A 24,946-nucleotide genomic window follows, 5' to 3' on the forward strand; every position below is an offset into this window, starting at 1 on the left:
TCAATAATACGCGGGATTTGTAATACTGCTGGTCACGGACTCGCTGCGAAATGGCGCTGCGCCGGATCTCTCGGGGAGAGGTCCGGCCCAGCGCGTGAATCGGGAGGTTATGCGGTCGGTGCGAACGCCTCGCCGATGATCTCCGCCTGCTCTACCGCGTGCACCTTGGACGAACCCGAGGACGGGGCCGACATGGCGCGGCGGGAGATGCGGCGCAGCTTGGCGAAGCGGGCCGGGAGGATCTCCGGGAGGTTCAGGCCGAAGAACGGCCAGGCGCCCTGGTTGGCGGGCTCCTCCTGGACCCACGCCAGATCGGTGGCGTTGGCGTAACCCTCGAGCGCCTCGTTGAGACGGAACTTCGGGATCGGGTAGAGCTGCTCGGTGCGGATGATCGCGACATCGTCGCGCTTGTTCTTGTTCTTCTCCGCGACCAGCTCGTAGTAGATCTTGCCGGAGGTCAGCAGGATGCGCTTGACCTTCGAACGGTCACCGTCACCGGTCTCGTAGGTGGGCTCCTCGAGCACACTGCGGAACTTGTTGTCGGTGAAGTCCTCGACCTCGGAGACCACGGCCTTGTTGCGCAGCATGGACTTCGGGGTGAAGACCACCATCGGGCGGCGAATGCCGTCCAGCGCGTGCCGGCGCAGCAGGTGGAAGTAGTTCGACGGGGTGGAGGGAACCGCCACCGTCATCGAACCCTCGGCGCACAGCTGCAGGAACCGCTCGATACGACCGGAGGTGTGGTCCGGACCCTGGCCCTCGTGACCGTGCGGCAGCAGCAGCACAACCTCGGACAGCTGGCCCCACTTGGCCTCACCGGAGGAGATGAACTCGTCGATGATGGTCTGCGCGCCGTTGACGAAGTCACCGAACTGCGCCTCCCACAACACAAGTGCGTCTGTGTTGCCGAGCGAGTAGCCGTATTCGAAACCGACAGCGGCATATTCGGACAGCGCCGAATCGTGCACCGCGAACCAGCCCGGATTCTTCGACCCGATGTTGTGCAGCGGCGTGTACTCGCCACCGGTCTTGCGGTCGATGATCACCGAATGCCGCTGCGAGAAGGTGCCGCGACGCGAATCCTGACCGGTCAGGCGCACCGCCTTACCCTCATCGACCAGCGAACCGAAGGCGAGCAATTCGGCCATGGCCCAATCGATCTTGCCCTCGTACGCCATTTCGCGGCGCTTCTCCATGACCGGCTTGACGCGCTGGTGCACATTGAAGCCCTCGGGCACGTTCACGAACGAATCGCCGATGCGCTGCAGCACGGTCTTGTCGACCGCGGTGACCAGGGTGGTCGGCATCTGCTGCTCGTCCTCGACCGATTCGGACGGCTCCGGAACGTACTTCTCCAGCTCGCGCACCTCGTTGAAGATTCGCTCCAACTGGCCCTGGTAGTCGCGTAGCGCGTCCTCGGCCTCTTTCATGGAGATGTCTCCACGGCCGATGAGGCTTTCGGTGTACGCCTTGCGGACCGAGCGCTTGGTGTCGATGGCGTCGTACATCTCCGGCTGCGTCATCGACGGGTCGTCGCCCTCGTTGTGGCCGCGACGGCGGTAGCAGATCATGTCGATGACCACATCGCGGTGGAACCGCTCGCGGTAATCGACGGCCAGCTTCGCCACCCACACACAGGCTTCGGGGTCGTCACCGTTCACGTGGAACACCGGCGCGCCGATGAACTTCGCGATATCCGTGGAGTATTCGGTGGAGCGCGAGTACTCGGGAGCGGTGGTGAAGCCGATCTGGTTGTTCACCACGATGTGCACGGTGCCACCGGTGCGGTAGCCGCGCAGACCCGACAGGTTCAGCGTCTCGGCGACAACACCCTGACCGGCGAAGGCCGCGTCACCGTGCAGCATGAGCGGCACGACGGAGAAGCTGCGCGCCTCTTCGCCCTTGGTGACCAGATCTTCCTTGGTGAGCAGATCCTGCTTGGCGCGCACCAGACCCTCGAGCACCGGGTCGACGGCCTCCAGATGCGACGGGTTGGCGGTCAGCGACACCTCGATGTCGTTGTCGCCGAACATCTGGATGTAGGTGCCGCGGGCGCCCAGGTGGTACTTCACATCGCCCGAGCCATGGGTGGCGGCCGGGTTCATATTGCCCTCGAACTCGGTGAAGATCTTCGAGTAGGGCTTGCCGACGATATTGGCCAGCACGTTCAGGCGGCCGCGGTGCGGCATACCGATGACGACCTCGTCGAGCGCGTACTCGGCGCACTGGTCGATGACACCGTCCATCATCGGGATGACGGATTCGGCGCCCTCGAGCGAGAAGCGCTTCTGCCCAACGTATTTGGTGGCCAGGAAGGTTTCGAACGCCTCGGCCGCATTGAGCCGGGACATGATGTACTTCTGCTCCGCGACAGAAGGCTTCTCATGCTTCTGCTCGACGCGCTCCTGAATCCAGTGCAGCTGTTCGGGATCCAGAATGTGGGTGTACTCGACACCCACGTGGCGGCAGTAGGCGTCACGCAGGATGGACAGCACATCACGCAGCTTCATGCGCTCCTGGCCGTGGAAGCCCGCGACATTGAATTCGCGATCCAGATCCCACAGGGTCAGGCCGTGCTGGGTGACATCCAGGTCCGGATGCGAGCGAAACTTGTCGTGCACCAACCGCAGTGGATCGGTATCGGCCATGAGGTGACCGCGGTTGCGGTACGCGGTGATCATCTCCTGGACGCGGGTCGACTTGTCGATACCGCGTTCCTTGATGTCCTTGCGCCAGCGCACCGGCTCGTAGGGGACACCCATGCCGTGGAAGATCTCGTCGTAGAACTCGTCCGAGATCAGCAGGTTGTGCACGGTCCGCAGGAAGTCACCGGACTCCGCACCCTGAATGATGCGGTGGTCGTAGGTGGAGGTCAGCGTCATGAGCTTGCCGATGCCGATATCGGCCAGCTGCTCATCGGCCATGCCCTGGAACTCGGCCGGGTACTCCATGGCGCCCGCGCCGATGATCGCGCCCTGAGCCGGCATCAGCCGCGGCACAGAGTGATTCGTGCCGATGGTGCCCGGGTTGGTCAGCGAGATGGTGACACCGGAGAAGTCATCGGCGGTGAGCTTGCCGACGCGTGCGCGCCGGACGATGTCCTCGTACGCAGTGTGGAACTGCGCGAAGGTCATGTCCTCGGTGTTCTTGATGGCCGCGACAACCAGCGTGCGGTTGCCGTCCTTGCCGGGCAGATCGATGGCCAGACCCAGATTGGTGTGCGCCGGGGTGACCGAATTCGGCTTACCGTCGATTTCGGCGAAGTGCCGGTTCATGTTCGGGAAGGCCTTGACGCCCTGCACGATGGCGTAGCCGAGCAGGTGGGTGAAGGAGATCTTGCCACCGCGGGTACGCGCGAGGTGGTTGTTGATGACAAGCCGGTTGTCGATCATCAGCTTGGCGGGGATGGCCCGCACGCTGGTCGCCGTCGGGATGGACAGCGACGCCGACATGTTCTTGACGACCGCGGCGGCAGGTCCGCGCAGGATCTTGGTCTCGTCCGTGACAGCGGCCTTCGGCGCGCCCGACGTGGGGGCGGCGTTGGAGGCCGGAGCCGGAGTGGTCTGCGGGGCACGCACCTGCGCGGGCGCCGGGGCCGGGGCGGGAGCCGGGGCCGGGGCGGGCGCGGCAACGGGCGCGGGCTTCGGGGCGGCGGGGGCCGGGGTTGCTACGGCAGCCGGGGCGGCCGACTGGCCGTTGCCGGTGTCGCCGGTCTTCTCCGGCGTGTAATCGGCGAGGAACTCGTGCCAGCTCTCATCGACCGACGACGGGTCTTGCTTGTACTTCTGATACATCTCGTCGACAAGCCACTGGTTCTGTCCGAACTGGTCTGTTGAGCTGCTCACAGCAGGTGTTCGCCTCATTTCGTTCTTCGCGCTGCGACGTTTGTGACGTGCCCGGCACGGGTAATCGGCTCGATGCGCGCCGATGCGCCCCCTCTGAGGATATGCCCACCCCGGTTAGCCCATGGGCATGGACTACCACCGAGCGGACACGCTCCCTTGTGACGACTCGTCCTCGACTGAGAATATTCCTTCCGTAGCCTGCGCCGCAGCCCACAGGCGGGAGTAGCCGCCGCGTGTTGATAGCAGTTCTTCATGAGTGCCGATTTCGGCGATCCGGCCGTGTTCGACAACGGCGATCAGATCGGCCTGCGCGGCGGTCGCGAGGCGGTGCGCGACAATGATCGCGGTCCGCCCCCGCGTTACCGATTCGCTCGCTACCAGCACCGATGCCTCGGCGGCCGGATCCAGCACCGCGGTGGCCTCATCGAGCAGCAGTAGATCGGGATGCACCAGCTCCGCGCGGGCCAGCGCGATCAGCTGTCGCTGCCCGGCGGAAAGCCCGCGACCGCGTTCACCCACCGGTTGGCGCATTCCCAGTGGTAAAGCGTTGATGGTCGCCAGCGCGCCGACGGCCGCGGCCGCGGCCTCGATCTCCGCTGACTTCGCAAAAGGTTTGCCGAATGCAATGTTGCTGGCGATGTCTCCGGTGAATAAGTGAGCTTCCTGAGGGACGACACCCAACCGTGATCGGTAGCCGGTGAGCCGGTAGTCGCGGATATCGACCCCGTCCACCCGGATTTCGCCGTGTTCGCCGGCGCTGCGATGAGTGTCATGCGAATCGGCTATTGCGACTTGTCCGACCGGGCGCCGATGATCGTGATTTCCGTCATAGGGCATGTCGTAGAGCCTGGCCAGGAGTTTCACGATGGTCGATTTGCCCGCACCCGTGGCGCCGACCAGCGCCAGACTGGTGCCCGGCGGAATGTGCAGGCTGACCCCGTCCAGGGCCCGGGTATCGGTGCCCGGATAGCTGAAACGCACATTGTCGAAGACCACCTCGCCGTGCAGCCGGTCCGCGATGGTGACCGCATCAGGGGCGTCGGCGGCGATCGAGGACGGTGTCGCGAGCAGCTCCCCGATGCGCCGCAACCCGACTCGGGCCTGCTGGTACCCGTCGAAGAGCTGGGACAGCTGGCTGATCGGGCCGAACAGCAACTCCAGATACAGCACGAAGGCCACCAGGGTGCCCGGGGTGGTCGCGCCGTTCGCGACCGCGTGCGCGCCGGTGAACACGACGACCGCGAGCGCCATATCGGCCCAGGAGCCGACGAAGGCGAAGAACACCGAGATCGCTCGCTGCGCGCGCATGCGGCTGATCCGGTAGCGGTCGGAGTACTGCGCGAAGCGCTCGGAGGAGAACCGCTCGTGCCGATTGGCCTGCACCACACGCAGTCCCGCCACATTCTCGGCGAAGTCCGCGTTGACGGTGGCCGCGTGCTCGCGCGATTCGGTGTACGCGGCATCGGAGGCGCGCCGGAACCACCAGGTGGCCAGCAGCAGTGGCGGCAGTGACAGGAAGACCACCAGGGCCAGCTGCGTATCGATCACCAGCAGCGCCACCGCGATGCCCACCAGCATGAGCAGGCTCACCAGCGCATCCGGCACGCCGGTCTGCAGGAAGGTGGAGAGGGCGTCGATATCGGTGGTCATGCGGGTCAGGATTCGCCCGGAGAGTTCGCGCTCGTAGTAGTCCAGCCCGAGCCGCTGCAGATGTGCGTAACTGCGCACCCGCAGCCCGAACAGAATCCGCTCACCGGCCCGCGAACCCCACACCAGCGCCGTCGAAGCGGCCAGCCATCCCACCCCGGCCAGCACCGCCCCGATCACCGCCGCGCGCACCAGCGCCCCGCCATCGTGCCTGGTCACACCACCATCGATCGCATACCGCATGATCGACGGAAATGCCACGCCCACCATGGCATCCATCGCCAGCAGCAGCACCGCCGCCACCACGAGCCACCGCACCGCCCGCATGGCCTTCCCTAGCCGGAATTCCGGATCGGCCGCCCGCAACTCTCGCCCGTCCAGCCCCGGCTCCTCCGTCGCCGCGTGCAACTTCGCGAGCACCCGCCGAACCTCCGCCGGCGTCTCCGGATCCAGCTCCGCGATGGAGCCGCCCCCGTCCGGTGCGTCCGGCCCGTCCTGTCGCGCCGACGCGGCCTGCCCGTCTAGGGGCCTGGCCCGTTCACCCTGCACGGCATGGCCGTTCGGTGATCGAGTCGCGAATGGTGTTGCGTCCGAGCCCGGTGCGGTCCTGCGGCGGGAAAACGCTTCGGCTGGTTCGTCATCGGCTGCTGCCGGGCCTTCCCCCGATCCGGCAGGTGGCCTCTCCTCGGTGGTGAATCGTGTTGCGCCGGAGACTGTTCCGGACCTGTCGCCTGCGGGCGAATCCTGGGCCGGATTCGCGTGCGCTACGGGTCCGGGGAGGCGGATGATGCGATCGGCGTGGGTGAGGGTGGATTCGCGATGGGCCAGTATGAGGGTGGTGCGGGACTCGCCGGTGGGGAGGGCCGCGAAGATGGCGGCCTCGGTGAGGGCGTCCACGGCGGAGGTCGCATCGTCGAGGATGAGGATGCGGGGATTCGCGAGCAGGGCGCGGGCCAGGGCGATGCGCTGGCGCTGGCCGCCGGAGAGGGTGAGGCCGCGTTCGCCGACCACGGTGTCGTAGCCCTGGGGGAGCGCCTCGATGAAGTCGTCGGCGGCGGCCCGGGTTGCGGCCGTGCGGATTTCGGCATCGGTGGCATCGGGATTGCCGAGGCCGATATTGGCGGCAATGGTGTCCGACAGCAGGAAGGCCTCGTCGAAGACCACGCCCACCGCCGAACGCAGGTCGGCGGCGCGCAGATCGGCGACATCGGCTCGGGAGTTCTTGCCGTACAGGCTGATCCGGCCCGAGTCCGGGGTGTAGAAGCGGGGGAGCAGTAGCGACAGCGTGGATTTGCCGGAGCCCGCGGGGCCGATGATGGCGACCGTCTCGCCGGGCGCCACGGTCAGATCGAAATCGTCCAGAATGGGGCGTTCCGGGTCGAATCCGAAGGTCAGGTCGGAGATTTCGATGCCGAGCGGTCCGTCCGGCAGCGCCACCGGATGCGCGGGATCGGTTTGTTCGGGCGCGCTGTCGATCACCTGGTGCACACGTTCGGCCGCGGCCCGGGTCAGCTGCGCCATCACCACCACCATGGAGACCGTGCGGGTGGCATTGGTCATGGTCGAGACATAGGCGGTGAAGGCCAGGAAGGTCCCGAGCCCGATGGCGCCGTGCAGGGCCAGCACACCGCCCGCCGCGATCACCGCGACCAGCCCGGCCTGCGGGATGGCCGAGAGCGTCGGCCCGAATCGGGCGTCGATGCGGGCGGCGCGCATGCGCTCGGCATAGAGCCGTCTGCCCTGCCGCTCCAGCAGATCCACCATGCGGGCTTCCTGCCCGAAGCCCTTCACCACGCGCACGCCGGTGACGGTCTCCTCCACATGCTGGGCCACATCGGCGGCACGCTGCTGCGCCGACCAGGTGGCCGCGTACAGCCGCGGCCGTACCCGGTAGACGACCACCGCCAGCGCCGGAACCACCAGCAGTGCCGTCAGGGCCAGCAGCGGGGAGAGCCACAGCATGATGGCCGCGGCGAGCACGAATTGCAGGGCCGCCACCGCGGACCACGGTCCCATGGCGATCAGGCCCTGTACGAGGGTGAGATCACTGATCGATCGGGAGACGACCTGGCCGGTGCGCAGTGCGTCCTGCCCGCGGCCGTCCAAACGCTGCAGCGCCGCAAGCAGATCCACGCGCAGTTCGTGCTGCACATCGAGGGCGAGCCGCCCGGCCGACATGCGCCGCCCGTAGGAGGCGAGGAACCGGCCCACGGCCAGCATGCCCAGCAGCCAGGCCATGGCGGTGATGATTCCGCTGTTCCCGGCAGTGGCTCCGTCGAGTGCGCGCTTGGCCAGCAGCGGCCCGATGACCTCCACCGTCGCGCCCACCAGCACGGCCGCGCCGATCCCGGCGAGCAACCACGGGTGTTGCCGGCATCGCTCCCAGAGCCGTCGCAGCCAGCCGGGGGCGCCTGCCTCCGACTGTGCCGATCTCGCCTGGTCCGCCCCTGTTTTCTCCACCCCGGCCTCATCCACCTTCATCGCGCTCACCTGAACCCGTAACGACGACCCTCCCCCCAGTTTGTTCCCGACCACCGACACATCTCGCGCGCCGGGGTGCGAAGTGGGATGTTGGCTTGTGCCCGGTGGTGTGGGCATGGTCCGCTGGAGGGCACCACGACAACTCGAATTGGAGCCGCACTCATGCCGATCCAGCGTCTCAACCATGCTGTTCTGTTCGTCTCCGATGTGGAGCGCTCGGCGGCCTTCTACGGCGAGGTACTGGGTTTCCGCCGGCTGCCCGGCGGTTTTCCGGGCGCGGTGTTCCTGCAGGCGGAGGGGTCGGCCAATGATCATGATCTGGGCCTGTTCCAGTCCCCGGACCCGTCGGTCGAGCACCGCACCGGGCGTATCGGGCTGTATCACCTGGCCTGGGAGGTGAATACGCTCGCCGAATTGCAGCGCATGCGTGATGCGCTGACCACGGCGGGCGTGCTGCGCGGGGCCTCCGATCACGGCTCCACCAAGGCGCTCTATGCCGCCGATCCGGACGGCATCGAATTCGAGGTCTGCTGGCTGGTTCCGGATGCCGCGGTCGAGGAGGAGCTGACGAATATGGCCGCGCCCACCACCCCGCTCGACCTACCCGGCCTGATCGCGAAGTACGGCGCGGATACCCCCGGCGGTCCGCGTACCGATCACGAGGTCTGGCGTCGGCTCTTCGCGGACCGCCCTGCTGACTGAGTCGGCAGCGCTGACCGAGTGGGCAGCGCTGACCGAGTGGGCAGGGCTGACCGAGTGGGCAGGGCTGACCGAGTGGGCGTGGCTGACTGGGTCGAGCAGAGCGGACCGGGTCGAGTGGGTCAGAGGTCGCGGGTGGTGAGGATCCACCACGCGGCCGCGACCGCGCCCGCGGTCCAAAGGATCAGTACCGCAATGGCTGCCGGGGTCGGGGCGATGAAGTCGCTCTTGGCATAGCTGCCGTCGGTCACGGTGCCCACGGTGGCCGAAATGGGCAGCAGCGTCGCGAAGCCCGCGAACCCCACGGCCCGGGCGGTCAGCCATACCAGCGGTTCGAGCACGGCCGTCGCGAGCATCGCCGCCATTGCCTGTGTCGGCGAACGGAAGACGAATCCGAGCGCCGCGCCGATCACGGACCAGCACACGGCGGCCAGCGCCACTCCGCCCAGAACGGCGAACAGCGCACCGCCGAGCTGTACGCGATCGCGCCCGAACAGTGTCAGCACAGCCCCGCCGAGCACCTCCAGCACCAGCACGACCGCCAGCGAAAACCCGGCTGTCACCGCAAGTTTCGAGCCCAGCAGCAGATTCCGGTCCGGCGTGAACTGCGCGTTCACCGCCAATGTCCCGTACCGATACTCCGACCCCGACGACAGCGCTCCGAACACCGCCGACAGCACGACCGCCAGCAGCAGTGCCCCGGCGGCCGCGACCGCCGCCGGCCCGACCGCGCCGATGAACGTGTGCTTATGGCTGGAATCGGCCTCCTGGAAAACCATCCCCAGCACCGCGAACGTCACCACCCCGACCCCGGCCGCCACTGCGGCGAGCATCCGGCTCGACCGCAGCGAGGTCACCTTGCGCACCTCCGAATTCGCCGCCCGCAGCACGGAATCCGGCACAGCGGTCAGAATCATCGAAGGTCCTTTCGTCGTAAACCATCAGCCGCCGCGGTACTCATGCCGCCGAGGACAGGAATCGCGATGACAGTGGCATATGAGATTCCCCCCGCATCAGCCGGACTCTGCCGACCGCCACTGGTCGCGGCCGGAGGCCGAGCAGTTCGAACGATCCACAGGGGGGCGGAAGCCCGAAGCGGCGGTGCTCCGCGAGTCCGGGAGTGCCGCAATGCATTCCGTTGTCCGGGGGCATGCGGCATGGACCCCGCCCGGACGACAGCCGTTCCGCCGCCGGGTGATCCGGGGTTGTGCTGGAGTGCGCTCAACGCGGCATTCCGTACATGGCCGGTGCGGGGTAGGGCGTGGTGGTCGGGCGGGTGAGCGCGGCCAGGACCTGGTCGGGGTGGATGTGTTCGGGGGTGATTTCGGTGAGTTGGACGCGGGCGGTGGCGGCGGCCGATTCGAGTTGTGTCAGTGAGGCTTCGGCGACGGCGAGGCGGCCGTCGGGGCGCATGACGGCGTCGGTGAAGCCCTGGGCGGCCAGGGTGGTGGCCAGGGCGATCGGGCTGGAGGCCTTGACCAGCAGGCGATCCGGGTGGCTGCGGCGCAGCCGGGCGGGGCTGCCCTGGTAGGTGACCTTGCCGGCATCGAGGACGATCAGCTCGTCCGCGATGGGCAGGGCCGCGCTCAGCGTGCGGGAGGTCAGCAGGACGGTGCCGCCGCGGCGGGTGTGCGCGTTCAGATACTCGGTGAGCCAGGCGTTTTCGCCGGGGTCGAGGCCGTCGGCGGGGTCGTCGAGAATCAGCAGTGGCGGATTGCCGAGCAGGGCGATGGCCAGCGCGGTACGGGTCTGCGCCCCGACCGGCAGGTTTCCGATGCGTTCGTCCGCCACCGAATCGAGCCGGGTCAGCGCGAGCAGTTCGTGCACGCGGGCCGCGGAAGCGCCTGCGGCAGCAGCGAATACGCGCAATTGCCCGCGCACGGTGCGCGCCGGGTGCAGGCCGCGGGGCGACAGCACCGCGCCCACCGACTGCCGTCCGCGTCCGGCACCGGACTCCGGCCCGCCGACGCGCGCGGTGCCGGAGCTGGGCGTCAGCTGGCCGAGCAGCATGAGCAGCACGGTGGTCTTGCCCGCGCCGGGCGGGCCGACCAGGGCGGCCACCTTGCCGGCGGGCACCACGAAGCTCACGTCATCAACCGCGGTGCAGGTATCGAAGGTCTTGCTCAGCCCGGCGGCGGCGAAGGCGAGCGGTCGGGCCTGGGTCACTGCTTCGGAATCCGGGGTGCGGCTTCCACGGCGGGCAGCGGGTCGGCATCGATCACCAGCGGTCGCGGCCAGGTCTGTGGCGGTGCGCCGAAGGCATTGCGGGCGTTGTCGATCAGGCGGTGGCCCAGCGCCCGATTGCCGAATCCGCCGATGGCCGCGCCGATACCGGCCGGAATGATCTTGCCGACCATGAGCGCGCTGCGCTTGGCGAGGAAGCGGGTCAAAAATCGTTTGAGCAGCGTGTCGTTCAGCGCGCCGATGCCGGGGATCTTGCCGGTGGCCAGCAGGCCGCCCCAGTTCTTGGCGGAGCCGGCGACACTCTTCTGCACGATCTCCATACCGGTCTCGCCGAGTACCACCGCCAGCACCAGGGCGCGGCGGCGTTCCCGATCCTCGGGGGCGACGCCGTGCACGGCCGCGACGGCGAGCGTGTACACCGCCGACGCCTCCAGGAAGAACGCGGTCTCGGCGCTCATGGCCGCGAGCGAGGCGGCGGTGCCGACCCCCGGAATCGCGGCGGTCGCGCCGACCGCGGTGCCGCTGCCGGTCACGGTGTTCAGATAGAGCTTCTCGATGCGCGTCACGATCTCGGCGGGGGATTCACCGGGATGGGTGTCCCGCAGCCGCTGCACATATTTCGTGACAGCGGGCCCCTGCACCTGCGCCCCATTGTCGAGGAGCGAGACGACCGCTTTCTCGAACCCGGCCTTGAACATCGACACACCCCTTACTTCGCGCGGTCCTCCGCTGCAGACTCTATTGCACTGTCCCGCCCCTCCGCGCCTTCTGCCGGTCGCTCAGGCACCCCGACGGTCTCGCGCCCGGGCTGCGGTGGGGTGCCGTCCCCAAGCTCTGGACGTCCCCCCGAAGTTACCCCGAAGGTTGCGAAATCAGTTGTCGCGTGAGTCGACGGTAGGAGGCGCGGGGGCCTACCGTGAATTGTGGCCGGTGTATCGGAAGGCGCGAGCGGGATACCCGATCCGCGGTTGCGTCCGTACGTCCTCGGTTACGAGGGCTATTTGCTGCGTGGCTTTGCGCCGGGAACGCATGTGGGCATGCCCGGTTCGGTGCTGACGGTGATCATCACCATCGATGAGCCGATCGAGGTGGAGGTCTCCTGTCATCCGGACCAGGCGGGTGGGACATGGGAGATGTTGGCGAGCGGGCTGACCACTCGCCCGTGCGTGATCGCGCACAACGGTTATCAGTACGGCGTGCAGCTGGCCTTGACGCCGCAGGGATGCCGGGCGTTGTTCGGGGCTCCGGCCGCAGCGCTGGGTTCTTGGATCGTCGATCTGGCGGACGTACTGGGTCCGCGGGCCGGGGAGTTGCGCGAGCGGCTCGGGTCGGCTCCTAGCTGGCCCGAGCGTTTCACTGTGCTGGATGAGATTCTGCTGCGGCAGTTGCTGCCGGTGTCGTGGGATCCGGAGCTCACACACGCCTGGGATCTGCTCTCCGGTCCCGAAACCACGGTCCGGGTAGCCGCGGTCGCCGACGAAATAGGTTGGAGCCGCAGGCATCTCGTCAATCGCTTCACCGCCGAACTCGGGGTGAGCCCGAAGGATGTCGCGCGCATCGCCCGTTTCGAACGTTCCCATGCCACGCTGTGCCGCCCCGAACCCCCGTCGCTGGCCGAGACCGCGGCGCTCTGCGGCTACTACGACCAGGCGCATATGGCCCGCGAATGGCGGGAACTGGCCGGTCTCCCGCCGTCGGTGTGGCGGGAACGCGAGGAGTTCCCATTCGTCCAAGACCAACAGCCCCCCAGGTAGGAGGCTGATCCCATGACAGATACGACATCCTCAGTAAAGACCGCGACCGTTGTGTGGCCGACCCTGGTCTACCGCGACGCCCGTGCCGCCATCACCTTCCTGGAGCACGCCTTCGGCTTCGAAACCACCGCCAGCTACGGCGAAGGCGACGTCGTCGATCACGCCGAGCTGGCCTGGCCCGGTGGCGGCGCCGTCATGCTCGGTTCCGTCCGCGAGAACATGGCGCTGGCCTGCCAGCCGCCGGGCGCGGGCTCGGTCTACATCGCCCTCGATGATCCGGATACCGTCTATGCCCGCGTCAAGGCGGCAGGCGCCGAGATCACCAAGGACCTCACCGACGAAACCGATTACGAATCCCGTGGTTTCACCTGCCGCGACCCCGAGGGCGTCTACTGGAGCTTCGGCACCTACCGGGGCGCCCAGTCGCACTGAACCCGCTCGCCCCCGCTCGCCCCCGCTCGCCCCCGCTCGCCCCCGCTCGCCCCCGCTCGCCCCCGCTCGCCCCCGCTCGCCCCCGCTCGCCCCCGCTCGCACCCGATAGCGCCGGAAGCTGTTGGGGCGCTGAGGATGTGGATCCCGGCCAAACGCATGCCGGGATGACGGGGTCCTGCGCGGGTCAGCCCGGGGTGTGTGCGGTGGGGACACGCTCGGTCAGGAGTGGCGGGGGAGGCGGGGTGCCGTCGCCGAAGGGCTTGCCGCCCAGGGCTTCCCGGCCGTGCGGGGTCAGCCAGTTGGCCAGGTCGGGGCCCTTGGGGACGATCTGTGTGGGGTTGATGTCCGTGTGGACGATGTAGTAGTGCTGCTTGATCTGCGTGAAGTCGACCGTGTCGCCGAAGCCCGGTGTCTGGTAGAGGTCGCGGGCGTAGGACCACAGCACCGGGAGTTCGGTGAGCTTCTCCCGATTGCATTTGAAGTGGCCGTGGTAGACCGGATCGAAGCGGACCAGTGTGGTGAACAGCCGCACATCCGCCTCGGTGATGGTGTCGCCCACCAGATATCGCTGCGTCGAGAGTCGTTCGGTGAGCCAGTCCAGGGCGGTGAAGAGCCGGTCGTAGGCGGCGTCGTAGGCGTCCTGGTCACCGGCGAATCCGCAGCGGTAGACGCCATTGTTGACCTCGGTGTAGACGCGCTTGTTGACCACGTCGATCTCTTCGCGCAGATCCTCGGGATACAGCGCGGGTGCGCCGGGCCGGTGGTATTCGGCCCACTCGGTGGAGAAGTCGAGGGTCATCTGCGCGTAGTCGTTGGTGGCGACCTGCCCGGTCGACACATCCACCACGGCGGGCACGGTGATGCCGCGCGGATAGTCGGGATACCGCGCCAGATAGGCATCGCGCAGGAAGTGAATCCCCAGCACCGGATCCACCTCACCGGGATCCAGATCGAAGGTCCAGCTGCGCTTATCGTGCGTGGGCCCGCACAGTCCCAGGGACAGCGCCGATTCCAGCCCCAGCAGCCGGCGCACGATGATGGTGCGATTGGCCCAGGGGCAGGCGCGCGCCGCGATCAGCCGGTAGCGGCCGGGTTCGACCGGATATCCGTCGCGCCCGTCGGCGGTGATACGCGTGGTGATGTAGTTCGTATCGCGCTTGAACTCGCCGGGTTCGACGTAGCTGCCTGGCTCCGATTTCGACGTGGTCACCCGGCCAGTCTCGCAGATCGGATGCCGTCGCGACGGTGGCCGACGGCGCGCGTCGGCGGCGAGCCCGGTCTGTTCCAGGGAAGTGACTGCGCATACATTCAGTTGATGACCGACATGAAGCCCACCCGCCTGGAACGCATCGTCACCGAGGGGGGTGCGCAGGCCGCGATTCTCACCATCGCCAACCCGCCGCTGAACCTCTTCGACAAGGCGCTGTTCGAGGCGATCGCCGCCGATATCGAGGAGCTGGCCGCCGAGCCGCCGCGCGCGGTGCTGCTGCGCGCCGAGGGCAAGCTGGTGTCCGGTGGTGTGGATGTACACGTCTTCGACGGACTGTCGATGGCGGAGGGCGCGCACCTGTGGCAGACGCTGTTCGCGCGCATTATCCATCCGCTGGAGTCGCTGCCCTGCCCGGTCATCTTCGCCGCGCACGGCCTGACCCTGACCGCGGCCTTCGAGATCGCGCTGGCCTGCGACATCATTCTGGCCGCGCCCCGGGCGAAGTTCGGTCTGGTGGAGACGGTGGTCGGTCTGACCCCGTCCATGGGCGGCCCGCAGCGGCTGGCCGAGCGCGCCGGTTCCGGTCGCGCCCGCGAATTCGTCATGACCGGTGACCTGTACGACGCGGCGACCATGGCCGACTGGGGTGTGGTCAATGCCGTGCACGAGGACGTCGACACGGCCGCGCGCGCACTGCTGGCGCGACTCGCCGATGGGCCGACCCGTGCGCACGCCGCGACCAAGGAGATCATCGAGGCCTGGCGTTCCGGTGGTGTGGCGCATGCGGATTCGGTGACGCCGCAGGTATCGGGCCAGCTCTTCGCCACCGAGGACCTGCAGAACGCGGTGCGGAGCTTCCTCGAGGCCGGCCCCGGAAAGGCCACCTACACCGGTCGCTGAACCGTTTGCCGTACCGCCGGATTCGTTTCCGGGTCGTGACGGCTCGACTACGTTTGCCGACAATCCGCCCAAACATGTGATGTGCATCATATAGTCACTGGTGCCTGCAGGCTCGAGGCGCTCGGAGGGACGGATGTCGCAGTTACTGGTCGAATACCCGCACTCGCGAAATGCCTGGTGCGCCAACCCTCTTGCTCGCGGCGCCGATGGCGTGCTGCGATACGGGAACCTGACTCCGGCGCTCACCGAACTGCTGGACATTCAGGTGCATACCTTCGCCGCCCGGGAGGCGGTGGTCGAGATCGGCGGCCCCCGCCTCACCTATCGCGAACTCTGGTACTCCGCCTCCCGGATAGCAGGAGGATTGCAGGAGCACGGAATCGGTTACGGCGACCGGGTCGCAGTACGAATGCCGGTGGGGGTGCGCTGGGTGCAGGCCTTCCTGGGCGCGCTGCTGTCCGGCGCGGTGCCGGTACTGGTGCACGACGGGCTCCCGGATGCGGTGGCGGAGCGCGTGATTCGCGATGCCGCCGCCGATTACATCCTGGACGGCGGCGGTAGCGCGGCCGGTTATCTGGAGGCGCTGCCCGATGGCGCCGCATTCATCGACGACGGTGCGTCCCTCGGTGAGCTGGCCCTGCTCTGCTACACCAGCCCGGGCGCCGAGACCGGCCCGCGCGGGGTGGAGCTGACGAACGAAAACCTGCTCTCCGCAATTCGATCCGTGGTCGGCGCGCTGGATCTGCCGACCGAGGGCTTGCGCAATCTGGTGCTGCTGCCGCTGGCGCATGCCAGCGGTGTGGTGGATCAGCTGCTGCCGACCTTCGCGGTGGGCGGCACGGTGGTCCTGGTCCCGGACCGGGCGGCCGTCGCGGAAACCCTTGTCGCGGAACGAATAGACATGGTTTCTGCCACTCCCAGAATCTTTGCGGGCCTGCTGCCGGAACTTGCGGGTCTGCGCCTGGATCACGTGCGCCAGGTCTGCAGCGCCGGGCATCGCGCCGAACTCGCCGCCGCCGATCCCGCCGCCTCGGATTCGGTGGCCGCCACGCTCCGCGAGATCTTCCCCGAGGCCCGCCAGTGGTCGGTCTGGGGCGCCACCGAGACCAGCGGTATCGGCCTGGCCCGCGATGACGGCACCGCCGCCCGCGATGTGCTCGGATTCGCCTTCGGCGGAACCGAACTCGCCCTCTGGGGCCCCCGCGCCGACACCGGCCGCGGCGAATTGCTCTGCCGCGGCCCGAATGTCGCCCCCCGCTACTGGAACGACCCGCAAACCACCCAATCCCGCTTCACCGGCCCGTGGTTCCACACCGGCAACCACGTCAGCATCGACCCGGACGGCCTCGTCCGCCGCGCGCCGTCCGACTAGCGGCAGGCCTTCGTCATCCCGGCGCGCTTTCGGCCGGGATCCACGCTGGCCGCGCATGCACAATGAGTGTGGATCCTGGCCGAAAGCATGCCGATACGACGGGTGGCGCCGAAATATCTTGGGTCAGTAGCTCATTCGATGAAGCGGGTGCGGAGGGCGGTGCGCTGGTCGGCGGTGATGCCGATGTGGGACAGGTAGCCGTCCAGGTCGCCGTGCATATCGTTCATGGCGCTGGTGGCGGTGTCGAGGTAGTCGGCGCGCACGCCGAGCAGGTCGTCGGAGATCTCCTCGTCCGATTCCATGGCCATGAAGGCGCGCAGGGTGGGGACGGCGTCATTGCTGAGCAGGTAGTCGGCGTAGACGTCCTCCTCGACGACGTCGACGGCGCGCAGCAGGGTGGCGACGGACCAGCCGGTGCGATCCTTGCCCGCGGCACAGTGCACTAGCGCGGTGCCGGTGAGCACGGAGTCGGCCAGGGCCTTGATGGCGGTGTGCGCCTCGGGCATGGCGGGGAAGAGCCGGTAGACCTCGACCATGTGCAGGCCGGCGGTGGCCGGATTGCGGGCTTCGTTCGGGGGGGTTTCGCCGATGTGCGAGTCGAAGGGCGTCACATGCAGGCGCACCTGGTCCGGGAGCACGTCATGGCCGATGTAGTCGATTTCGGCGTGCCCGCGCAGATCGTGCACATCGGTGACGCCGAGTTCGAGCATGCGGGCATGCCCTTCCGCGTCGAGCCGGCTGAGCTGGGCCGAGCGCAGCAGTACTCCACTGCGGATGTGGTTGCCGGCCGTGGTGCGGGCCCCGCCCACATCGCGGAAGTTGAAGGTGCCGGTGAGCAGGAACGGATCGTGCCGCGCTGAAGTCACCCCGACAGGCTATCGGTGGGCGTCCGAACGGGAGGTGTCCTGGCCGCTCACCGGACGTGAATTCCGTGTCGTGACCGGCGCGTTGCGCAGACGACCTGCGGTTCGGCCCTGTGGGCTCTGGCACAGTCGGTATCTTTGAGCGAACCGAAGTCCGTAAAATACCGTTCGGTTCCAATGTCCGATTTACCGGGGCGTTTCGGGAATTCAGCGATTCCTATTCGATCGCGAGCGAGTTCCGATTAGGTAACGAAACATTCTCCCGGTACGAAATTGGCTATCAAAGCTGGTCATGCACCCAGAAAACGACGTATCGTTGATACCTGTTGAACGGGTACGCCGGGTCATGCTCGGGGGTCAGTGCTGATCTGCAAACCCGTTGAGCGAGCTCCGCAACCTAGTTGTGTGAGTTCTTTCGCTATAGGGAGTTGTAGTTGAGCGCTAGTGGAGAAATCGTCCAGGTCGGATTGCGTCCGGCCATGGCAGAGGCCATCGAGAAGGCGGCGGCATCGCTCGATATCACCGGTAGTCGCGCGTTACGAGTGCTGCTGCATGCGGGCGTGAGCGCGCTGTGGCCGATGTTGAAATCCTCGCCCGAGCGGCAGATTCGTGCCTACGAGTCCACGCTGGTCATTCTGCGCCGCCGCTGGGAAGGCGGCGGGGGCGTCTGTGTGCCCGATCTGCAGGCCTCGGCCATGTTCCGCGGGCTCGATGCGGACGTCACCGAGTTCCTCGAGATGTGTTCCAAGCGTTCCGGCACGCAGTGGCTGGAGCCGGTGGATGCGATCGCCGCCTATCTGGTGGCTGTCATCCAGGGGATGGTGTTGCGCTGGCTGGCCGACTGCGATGACGAGATATCGCTGGTTGTGCTGGACGATCTGGTGTCCTACCTGTCGACCAAGGCCGTCGACCTCTGACGGGCCCTGTTGGAAGTTCCTGTGTGTTCGAAGTTCCTGTGCGTTCGCCCAATTGCTGGACGCATGACCAGTTTCGTGGTCGAATGAACTGGTGACCGAAACGTCGCCGATTTCCGGCCTGCACGCGGCCACCGCCGAACTGGATCCGCCGCTGGCCGCCCTCGACCTGGCCGCGCTGCGCGCCAATGCCGTCGATCTGGTTCGCCGTGCGCGCGGGGTCCCCGTGCGGGTGGCCAGTAAATCCGTCCGCTGCCGCGCCGTACTCCAGGAGGTCCTCGGCAGCGACCTGACCAAGTCCGGCGGTTTCGCCGGCATCATGGGCTACTCGCTCGCGGAGGCGCTCTGGCTGGCCGGGCTCGGGGCCCGCGACATCCTGCTGGGTTATCCGGCCACCGATCGCGGGTCGCTGGCCAAGCTGGCCGCCGATCCGGTGCTGCTTGATTCCATCACCCTCATGATCGACGATGTCGATCAGCTCGATCTGATTCGCGCCGCTGTCGGCGAAAAGGTCTCTCCCCGTGTGTGTATCGACGTGGACGCCTCGCTGCGGATCGGGCCGCTGCATCTGGGTGTGCGCCGCTCGCCCATTCGCACGCCCGAACAGGCCGGGCGGCTGGCCGGTACGGCCCGCCGCCGCGGTTTCCGTGTGGTCGGCGTGATGACCTATGAGGCGCAGATCGCCGGGCTGCCGGATACGAATCCCGCTGTGCGACTGGTGAAGAAGGCGTCCGCCTTCGAAATCGGGCGGCGCCGCCGGCAGGTGCTGGACGCGGTGCGCAATGAGGTCGGTGAGCTGGAGATCGTCAACAGCGGCGGCACCGGCTCCATCGAGGTCAGCATTTCCGATTCGAATGTCACCGAGGTGACCGCCGGGTCCGGGCTCTATCTGCCCACGCTCTTCGACGGCTATCGCAATCTGGCTCCGCGCCCGGCAATGTATTTCGCCATGCCGGTGCTGCGCCACCCCGCCGCGGGCATCGCCACCGTCTTCTCCGGCGGCTATATCGCCTCCGGTCCCACCGGCGCCTCCCGCGTGCCGAAACCGGTGTGGCCCAAGGGATTGAGCCTGATCGGTACCGAGGGGGCGGGCGAAGTGCAGACTCCGCTCACCGGAGCCGAAGGGCTCGCCATCGGCGACCGTGTCTGGTTCCGGCACGCCAAGGCAGGAGAGCTCTGCGAGCGCTTCAATCAGGTGAACCTCGTCGATGCCGGCGGCACCCGCATCGAAGTGCCGACCTATCGCGGTGAAGGTCAGAACTTCGGCTGATCGCCTGCGGGGGAACTGCTTTCGGTTCAGACGCGGTCGAGTTGCAGGACCGCGGCCAGGTCGGAGAGTTCCGCTGTTGTCGTGGGCAGATACTCGGTGAGCAGCGGTGAGCGGACGATTACCGCCGACCACATGGCGCGGGAGATGGCGCTGGTCAGCCAGTGCCGCGAGAGCAGAGTGCCGATACCGTGCGGGGCATCCTTGGGGGCCGAGGTGGTCATCGAGACCAGGACGACGGCGGCCTCGCGTCCCTGGAAATGATCGGCCGTGCCGACCAGAACGTCTTCGATCCTGGCGCGGGACAATAGAGTTCGGATGCGCGCGACCTGGGCGTGATACGGGGCGACCACCAGAATGTCGTGCGGATGCAGGGGCCGGGTGACCGCGCCGGTCTGCCACGGCAGGCCGAGCAGACTGCGGACCTGGCGGACGATTTCGCGGGCCTCTTCGGCGGATTCGGTGCTGTTGCCGTGATGTTCGACGGTCACGGTGCGCACGCCGGGAGCGATGCCTTCGAGATCTCTTGCCAGCGTGACGGTTTCATTGGAGCGCAGGCGATTGTCGTAGCGCAGCCGCGAGACCGGGCCGCACATGCGCGGATGCATGCGCCAGGTGCGGTCCAGGAAGTAGCCGAAGACGGCGGGCAGGGTCCGGTGCGCGCCGACCAGCCGGCCCAGCGCCGAATCGTCGACCGGCGCCGGATGCATGCCCTGCCCGGCGCCCGGTGCGGGATCGCCTATCAGCAGCAGGTTCCGGGCGCAGACGGCGACCGCGACGGCATCGGCCAGCGGGAATTTCCCGGCATCGGCGATCACCAGCAGATCCAGGCTGTCTCGGGGGATTCGTTCCGGATCGGCGAAATCGTTCGGAAGTCCGCCCACCACACCACCATTGACGGCATTGTCGAGGAAGCGGCCGTACTTCGTGGCGTCGATGGGCAGCCACTCCGGCGCCACCGATTGGGTATCGGCCTTGGCGACCAGCTCCGGGAGCACGCCAGCCTGCACTACGGCATCCAGTACGTGTTCGACCGCGCGGTGCGAGCGCGCGACCACCCCGACCCGCCACCGATACCGCGTCACCAGCCTTTCCACCACGCGGGCGGTGGTATCGGTCTTGCCGGTGCCGGGCGGGCCCTGCACCGCCACATACGAATTCTGCAATTCGAGAATGGCGGCCGTGACCGCGGCGGCATGGTCACCGAACACCTCCGGCAGCGCCTTGCCCTCGCGCAGTCGTGGCGGGCGGCCGCCGAGCAGGTCGAAGACCGCGGTCTCGGGTACCTCGGGCAGCGTCACCAGCAACTGGTGCGCAATATCCTCGAGGTTCTCCTCCAGGTGCTCGTTCCGGCCGGGCGGGCAGGGCACGATGGCGGTGGGCAGCTGATCGTAGGGCTCACAGGTCTCGGGCAGCAGCTCCACCACTCGGACCACGTCCTCGAAATTGGTGTCCAGGGAGCAGCCGAGTACGGTGGCGTGCGCGGCGGCGCGACGACCCGGCATGGCGGTCATACCGGAGACGGGACGGTCGTACAGCGTGAGTACCCGGGTGCCCGGCGGCGGCGCATTACCGGTGCCGAGTCTGCCGGTGAGTGTGAGGTATCGGCGCATGGGGCGCTGACCGGTGCTGTGCCAGTCGGTATCCACCGTGCCCCAGTCGGCGACCAGGACGCCCGCGGCATCCGCCCACTCCTCGACCGGGTGATCGAGGCGATCATCGTGTGCCCACCGCAGCGGCTGCCGCTCCCGGCGGTGATAACCCAGCGCGGCCGCGGTGAACGCCGCCGTCACCTGCGCCGAAGTGCGTTCTCGCCCATCGCGATAGCCGGTGTCGGCGAACTCCCGCAGCGCCGCCTCCACCTCGTCGGGGCCGGTCTCCCAGTAGTCGTACGACATTCGCCGCGCGGGCTGCACGCCGTGCTCCTGCGCCAGCTCCGCCAGCCAATTCCGCAGTCGCAGCACAGCTCCCGGGCCGGTATCCGCGTCGGCCGGTCCATGCGCGGTGTGGTCTGCGAGGGTGTTCGCCCGGCCTTCGAGGTAGCTCGCGTACGGCGTGTCCGGATCACCCGCGGTGACAGTGTCCATACCGGCGGCGCGGTTCGGGGGGAGCTGGCGGACGTCGTAGGAGCGTTCGCCGACGATCATGGCGGCGCGCACGATGGGGTAGAGGTCGACCAGGGCCGGAAGTAGTTCGGCCACTACGTCTTCGCCGTCGGGGTAGCGTTCGCCGATCGCGCTGAGCAGGGGTCGCAATTCGCCGCGGTAGTGGTGGATGCGCAGATCGGGATGTTCCCACTGGCGTTCGGTGAGGAAGTCCAGCAGGGCGTCGGCATCGTCGTCCCAGGACGGGACATCCTGTGCCGCAGCGCTATCGCCGGTGGCGCTCGTACACTCACCTCGAATGGTGAAGGCGTGCACGCCATCTGCGGACCAGTTCGACCACACCTCGATCCGGCCGGGTGCGCTGACACCGACGAACAGATCGCCGCGGCTGGGCTGGGGGAGGGCGGCCAGCGCGCCGGCATCGATGAGGGTGTGCGCGGGATGGCCGGTGTGCTCGCGCTCCAGCTGCAGTTCGGCCTGCCGGCGCAGGGCGGTGAAAGCCGGTGTGGGAACACCGGACACGGTGGCATCGGCGGCGGCCAGGCGGTCCACGGTGGTGATGCCGGCGTCCCGGAGCTGGGCGCGGGTGGTGGCGCGCATACCGGCGACCAGCAGCAGATCGCGGCGCGATTCCAGTTCGGCGGTACAGGCACGGCAGTGGCCGCAGGCGAGGAAGCGGCGGTCGCCCCACTGCACGGGCAGCAGCTCACCGAGCTTGGCTTCCAGAATGTGGTTCAGGCGGTCGCGGCGGGCCCGGTGGACGACGGCGATATCGGCGAGCGAATGTGTGGTCGCGATACCGTCCAGCCATAGCCTGGCGTGGGTGGCGGGCCGGAAGCCATTGTCGCGCAGCGCATCCGCGATCGCGGCCAGGGTGAGCAGCGCGGGCAGGCGGGTGTGCCGGGTGGCGACGGCGGCGGGCAGGTAGTCGTGGGTGTCGGGGGCATTGTCGCGCACCAGGAAATCGCAGCGGGTGGCGAAGACTCCGTCGAAGGCGACGGCTCCCGCGACCGCGTCGGCATTCGCGCGCAGGGCGGTGAAGGTCTGCTCGTGCGCGGCGTGCAGCGCCGCGGTGGTCGCCGCCGGATCGGCCCGATCCCGCACCCGCACCCGCACCACGCCCGTGCCGAACCGGTCGCGCAGGTCCGCGAGCCGATACTCCACCGCCGGATCACAGGCATGCGCCAGTACACCGGGCGCCGGGTATTCGATCGACGTCACCAGCCCCAGTTCGGCGTCGACCGCGCGCAGTAGCGCGAACTCACAACGCGCCGCCGACACCAGGTCACCGGTGCTGCACACGACACGATCACCGAACAGAATCAATCGCGGCCCTCCTGTGTCTCTCCGCCGACACCCGCGACCCGGACGCGCGCCATTGCGTGCCGAGTCGCGCAACAGCGTAGTGACTCGCTGTACGGAGGTGTGTCGCCAGGTCACCTTCGCGCGCCGCCCCCGCACACCCCACCCCACCCGCACGTCACCCCAGCTCTGCGGGCGATGTTGGGACACAACGCGACTCGCCCGCCCCGATCCCGCGCGCTCCGCTCGGAGCCCGGAACCCCCTACCCCCGAACCGGCGTGTCGACACACCCGCCGAATCTCCACCCGCGCCGCACACCGCGACGATTCGCCCGATCGCAGTGCGCGTATTCACCACCTTGGAGACACCGCTCCGGCGTTCGTGTGACGCCACGAACTACATTGCCCTCCGCCGCTCGTGCGATGGCGCTGAACTGGCTCCGTTCCGCCGCCGCCGGCGTTCGTGCCGTGTCGCTGAACTGCGTTGCGCTGCGCCGATCCGTGGTCTTCCGGGACTTGCGATAATCGCCGGATGCCGTATTTCGAGGGCGCCCGCGGGCGGCTGCACTACCGCCGCTGGTCGTTCGCTCGCCCGGCGGCGACCCTCGTGCTGCTGCCCGGGACCGGCCAGCACAGCGGCCACTATCATCGGTTCGCCCGAGCCCTCGCTCCCGCCGGGATCGAACTCTGGACCCTCGACACGTCCGGCCACGGCCTCAGCGAAGGTGATCCCGAGCGCCCCGGCACTCTCCCCGAACTGGCGGCTGACGCACTGACCTTCGTCGCTCTCGTCCCTTCTCCGCCCCCGCTCTTTCTCATGGGCCACTCCCTGGGTGCGGCCACCGCTCTGGCGGCAATCATCGCCGACCCCACCCCGCCCTGCACAGGCCTGATCCTCTGCGGCACCCCCAAAGCTGTTCTCGCAGGCCAACCCCCGAAGTCGGCCCGCGGTACCGCGGCCACGGCGCCCGGTGGTTTCGGTCCCGCTGCCGCACGATCCGGTGGCAGCGTGGCCGGTACGCGCCCGCAGCCATCGGCCATTCATGGAGACGCGTCGAATCCCGCACGCGGCGAAAGTATTTCGACGGCGCCGGGCCGCGGCGTCGAGGGCGGGCGCGAACCGGTTCTGCCGGAGGGGATTCCGGTGTTGTGTGTGCACGGGGTGGATGATCGGCGGACTCCGGTGGGGCCGGTGCGGGAGTGGGCGGGGCGGGTGGCGGCCGGGTTTCGGGAGTATGAGAACGCGGGGCACGATTTGTTGCACGAGCCGGTGCAGGCCGAGGTCACTGCGGATATCGCCGAGTGGATTCGTGCGGTTGCCGGCCGGTGATCTCGATCCGCCGGGGCGGGCGGCGCTTACGGTGTAGGGCGTGCCACTTTATGAATTCGAAGGCAAGCGGCCCACGGTCGATCCGACGGCGTTCATCGCGGCCACCGCGACGCTCATCGGGGATGTGCGGGTCGAGGCGGGAGCGTCGATCTGGTACGGCGCGGTGCTGCGTGCGGATCTGGCCCCGATCATTATTCGCGAGCGCGCGAATGTGCAGGACAATGCGGTGATTCACGTACCGGAGGACGTTCCGGTCGAGATCGGCGCGGGCTCGACCATCGCGCACGCGGTGGTATTCCACGGTGCGACGCTCGGCGCGGAATCCATTGTGGGCAACGGCAGTACGGTCCTGGATATGGCGAAGATCGGCAGCGGCACCATGATTGCCGCCCACTCGCTGGTCCCGCCGGGCGCACAGATCCCGGACGGCGTACTCGCCGCCGGATCCCCCGCTCAGGTCAAGCGTCCCATCGAGGGCACACCCGCCGAGATGTGGGTGAAAATCAACCCCTCTTACTACGCCGAGTTGGCTCAACGACACCGCAAGGGCATCACCGAAGTTCAGTGACGCGGGCTGCTTTCGCCGAGCGGGCTCTGGTGGTGGCGTTGTGCGGGGTGGGTCGCCACCGTGAGAGCCCGCT

At 68.0% G+C, this 24,946-nt stretch carries 17 protein-coding genes; 9 read left to right on the forward strand and 8 right to left on the reverse strand.

From position 1 onward, the window contains the following. Positions 1-107: 107 nt before the first annotated feature. Both OG716_RS37315 and OG716_RS37320 read right to left on the reverse strand, forming a co-directional pair. Positions 108-3,863, reverse strand: coding sequence for a multifunctional oxoglutarate decarboxylase/oxoglutarate dehydrogenase thiamine pyrophosphate-binding subunit/dihydrolipoyllysine-residue succinyltransferase subunit (locus OG716_RS37315; RefSeq protein WP_405134951.1), 3,756 nt, complete (start codon positions 3,861-3,863; stop codon positions 108-110). Positions 3,864-3,977: 114 nt separating this feature from the next. Then, positions 3,978-7,973 (reverse strand): ABC transporter ATP-binding protein, encoded by a 3,996-nt coding sequence (locus OG716_RS37320; protein WP_405134952.1) that lies wholly within the window; start codon positions 7,971-7,973, stop codon positions 3,978-3,980. Between the two features lie 162 nt (positions 7,974-8,135). On the opposite strand from OG716_RS37320, the gene OG716_RS37325 reads away from it, so the two are divergent. Further along, positions 8,136-8,675 (forward strand): VOC family protein, encoded by a 540-nt coding sequence (locus tag OG716_RS37325; protein ID WP_355119071.1) that lies wholly within the window; start codon positions 8,136-8,138, stop codon positions 8,673-8,675. Positions 8,676-8,794: 119 nt separating this feature from the next. Here the strand turns inward: OG716_RS37325 and OG716_RS37330 are convergent, their stop codons facing one another. The 3 genes from OG716_RS37330 to OG716_RS37340 all read right to left on the reverse strand — a co-directional run bounded on the left by OG716_RS37330 (position 8,795) and on the right by OG716_RS37340 (position 11,554). Beyond that, on the reverse strand, positions 8,795-9,589 hold the full coding sequence (locus tag OG716_RS37330; RefSeq protein ID WP_405134953.1) for an ABC transporter permease subunit: 795 nt from the start codon (positions 9,587-9,589) through the stop codon (positions 8,795-8,797). A 304-nt stretch (positions 9,590-9,893) separates the two neighbouring features. Beyond that, positions 9,894-10,838, reverse strand: coding sequence for an ABC transporter ATP-binding protein (locus OG716_RS37335; RefSeq protein WP_405134954.1), 945 nt, complete (start codon positions 10,836-10,838; stop codon positions 9,894-9,896). After that, positions 10,835-11,554 carry a hypothetical protein gene (locus OG716_RS37340; protein WP_405134955.1) on the reverse strand — a complete coding sequence of 240 codons (720 nt, stop codon included), beginning with the start codon at positions 11,552-11,554 and terminating at the stop codon, positions 10,835-10,837. The genes OG716_RS37335 and OG716_RS37340 overlap by 4 nt, the downstream gene beginning before the upstream one ends. A gap of 225 nt (positions 11,555-11,779) precedes the next feature. On the opposite strand from OG716_RS37340, the gene OG716_RS37345 reads away from it, so the two are divergent. Continuing rightward, entirely contained in the window at positions 11,780-12,610 is an 831-nt protein-coding gene (locus OG716_RS37345) for a helix-turn-helix domain-containing protein (RefSeq protein WP_405134956.1), read from the forward strand. Between the two features lie 12 nt (positions 12,611-12,622). Continuing rightward, a complete protein-coding gene (locus OG716_RS37350; protein WP_405134957.1) occupies positions 12,623-13,042 on the forward strand; it encodes a VOC family protein in 420 nt (139 codons plus the stop codon). A 184-nt stretch (positions 13,043-13,226) separates the two neighbouring features. On the opposite strand, the gene OG716_RS37355 is transcribed toward OG716_RS37350, so the two are convergent. Continuing rightward, on the reverse strand, positions 13,227-14,252 hold the full coding sequence (locus OG716_RS37355; protein WP_405134958.1) for a glutathione S-transferase family protein: 1,026 nt from the start codon (positions 14,250-14,252) through the stop codon (positions 13,227-13,229). A gap of 105 nt (positions 14,253-14,357) precedes the next feature. Between OG716_RS37355 and OG716_RS37360 the strand changes: the two genes are divergently transcribed. Further along, the gene (locus OG716_RS37360; protein WP_405134959.1) at positions 14,358-15,152 is read left to right on the forward strand and encodes an enoyl-CoA hydratase/isomerase family protein; all 795 of its coding nucleotides are present in this window, start codon (positions 14,358-14,360) and stop codon (positions 15,150-15,152) included. Positions 15,153-15,285: 133 nt separating this feature from the next. After that, positions 15,286-16,524 (forward strand): class I adenylate-forming enzyme family protein, encoded by a 1,239-nt coding sequence (locus OG716_RS37365; RefSeq protein WP_405134960.1) that lies wholly within the window; start codon positions 15,286-15,288, stop codon positions 16,522-16,524. A 131-nt stretch (positions 16,525-16,655) separates the two neighbouring features. Here the strand turns inward: OG716_RS37365 and OG716_RS37370 are convergent, their stop codons facing one another. Next, the gene (locus OG716_RS37370; RefSeq protein WP_405134961.1) at positions 16,656-17,390 is read right to left on the reverse strand and encodes a tyrosine-protein phosphatase; all 735 of its coding nucleotides are present in this window, start codon (positions 17,388-17,390) and stop codon (positions 16,656-16,658) included. Between the two features lie 431 nt (positions 17,391-17,821). Here OG716_RS37370 and OG716_RS37375 point away from each other — a divergent pair, with 431 nt between their 5' ends. Next, complete coding sequence (locus OG716_RS37375) at positions 17,822-18,304, forward strand: TetR family transcriptional regulator (protein WP_355119051.1); 483 nt, start codon at positions 17,822-17,824, stop codon at positions 18,302-18,304. 91 nt (positions 18,305-18,395) lie between these two features. Continuing rightward, positions 18,396-19,571 (forward strand): amino acid deaminase/aldolase, encoded by a 1,176-nt coding sequence (locus tag OG716_RS37380; RefSeq protein ID WP_405134962.1) that lies wholly within the window; start codon positions 18,396-18,398, stop codon positions 19,569-19,571. Positions 19,572-19,597: 26 nt separating this feature from the next. Here the strand turns inward: OG716_RS37380 and OG716_RS37385 are convergent, their stop codons facing one another. Continuing rightward, positions 19,598-22,999, reverse strand: a complete 3,402-nt coding sequence (locus OG716_RS37385; protein ID WP_405134963.1) for an AAA domain-containing protein — start codon at positions 22,997-22,999, stop codon at positions 19,598-19,600. Between the two features lie 508 nt (positions 23,000-23,507). Here OG716_RS37385 and OG716_RS37390 point away from each other — a divergent pair. After that, complete coding sequence (locus OG716_RS37390) at positions 23,508-24,305, forward strand: alpha/beta hydrolase (RefSeq protein WP_405134964.1); 798 nt, start codon at positions 23,508-23,510, stop codon at positions 24,303-24,305. A 40-nt stretch (positions 24,306-24,345) separates the two neighbouring features. After that, positions 24,346-24,873 (forward strand): gamma carbonic anhydrase family protein, encoded by a 528-nt coding sequence (locus OG716_RS37395; protein WP_405134965.1) that lies wholly within the window; start codon positions 24,346-24,348, stop codon positions 24,871-24,873. Positions 24,874-24,946: the final 73 nt, after the last annotated feature.

Origin of the sequence: Nocardia sp. NBC_01388, assembly GCF_045040085.1 — a bacterium.
Taxonomy (GTDB): Bacteria; Actinomycetota; Actinomycetes; order Mycobacteriales; family Mycobacteriaceae; genus Nocardia.

Coding starts and splice junctions, on each gene's coding strand:
- OG716_RS37315 (WP_405134951.1), bottom strand. CDS start 3,863: ATGAGGCGAACACCTGCTGTGAGCAGCTCAACAGACCAGTTCGGACAG.
- OG716_RS37320 (WP_405134952.1), bottom strand. CDS start 7,973: ATGAAGGTGGATGAGGCCGGGGTGGAGAAAACAGGGGCGGACCAGGCG.
- OG716_RS37325 (WP_355119071.1), top strand. CDS start 8,136: ATGCCGATCCAGCGTCTCAACCATGCTGTTCTGTTCGTCTCCGATGTG.
- OG716_RS37330 (WP_405134953.1), bottom strand. CDS start 9,589: ATGATTCTGACCGCTGTGCCGGATTCCGTGCTGCGGGCGGCGAATTCG.
- OG716_RS37340 (WP_405134955.1), bottom strand. CDS start 11,554: ATGTTCAAGGCCGGGTTCGAGAAAGCGGTCGTCTCGCTCCTCGACAAT.
- OG716_RS37350 (WP_405134957.1), top strand. CDS start 12,623: ATGACAGATACGACATCCTCAGTAAAGACCGCGACCGTTGTGTGGCCG.
- OG716_RS37360 (WP_405134959.1), top strand. CDS start 14,358: ATGACCGACATGAAGCCCACCCGCCTGGAACGCATCGTCACCGAGGGG.
- OG716_RS37365 (WP_405134960.1), top strand. CDS start 15,286: ATGTCGCAGTTACTGGTCGAATACCCGCACTCGCGAAATGCCTGGTGC.
- OG716_RS37390 (WP_405134964.1), top strand. CDS start 23,508: ATGCCGTATTTCGAGGGCGCCCGCGGGCGGCTGCACTACCGCCGCTGG.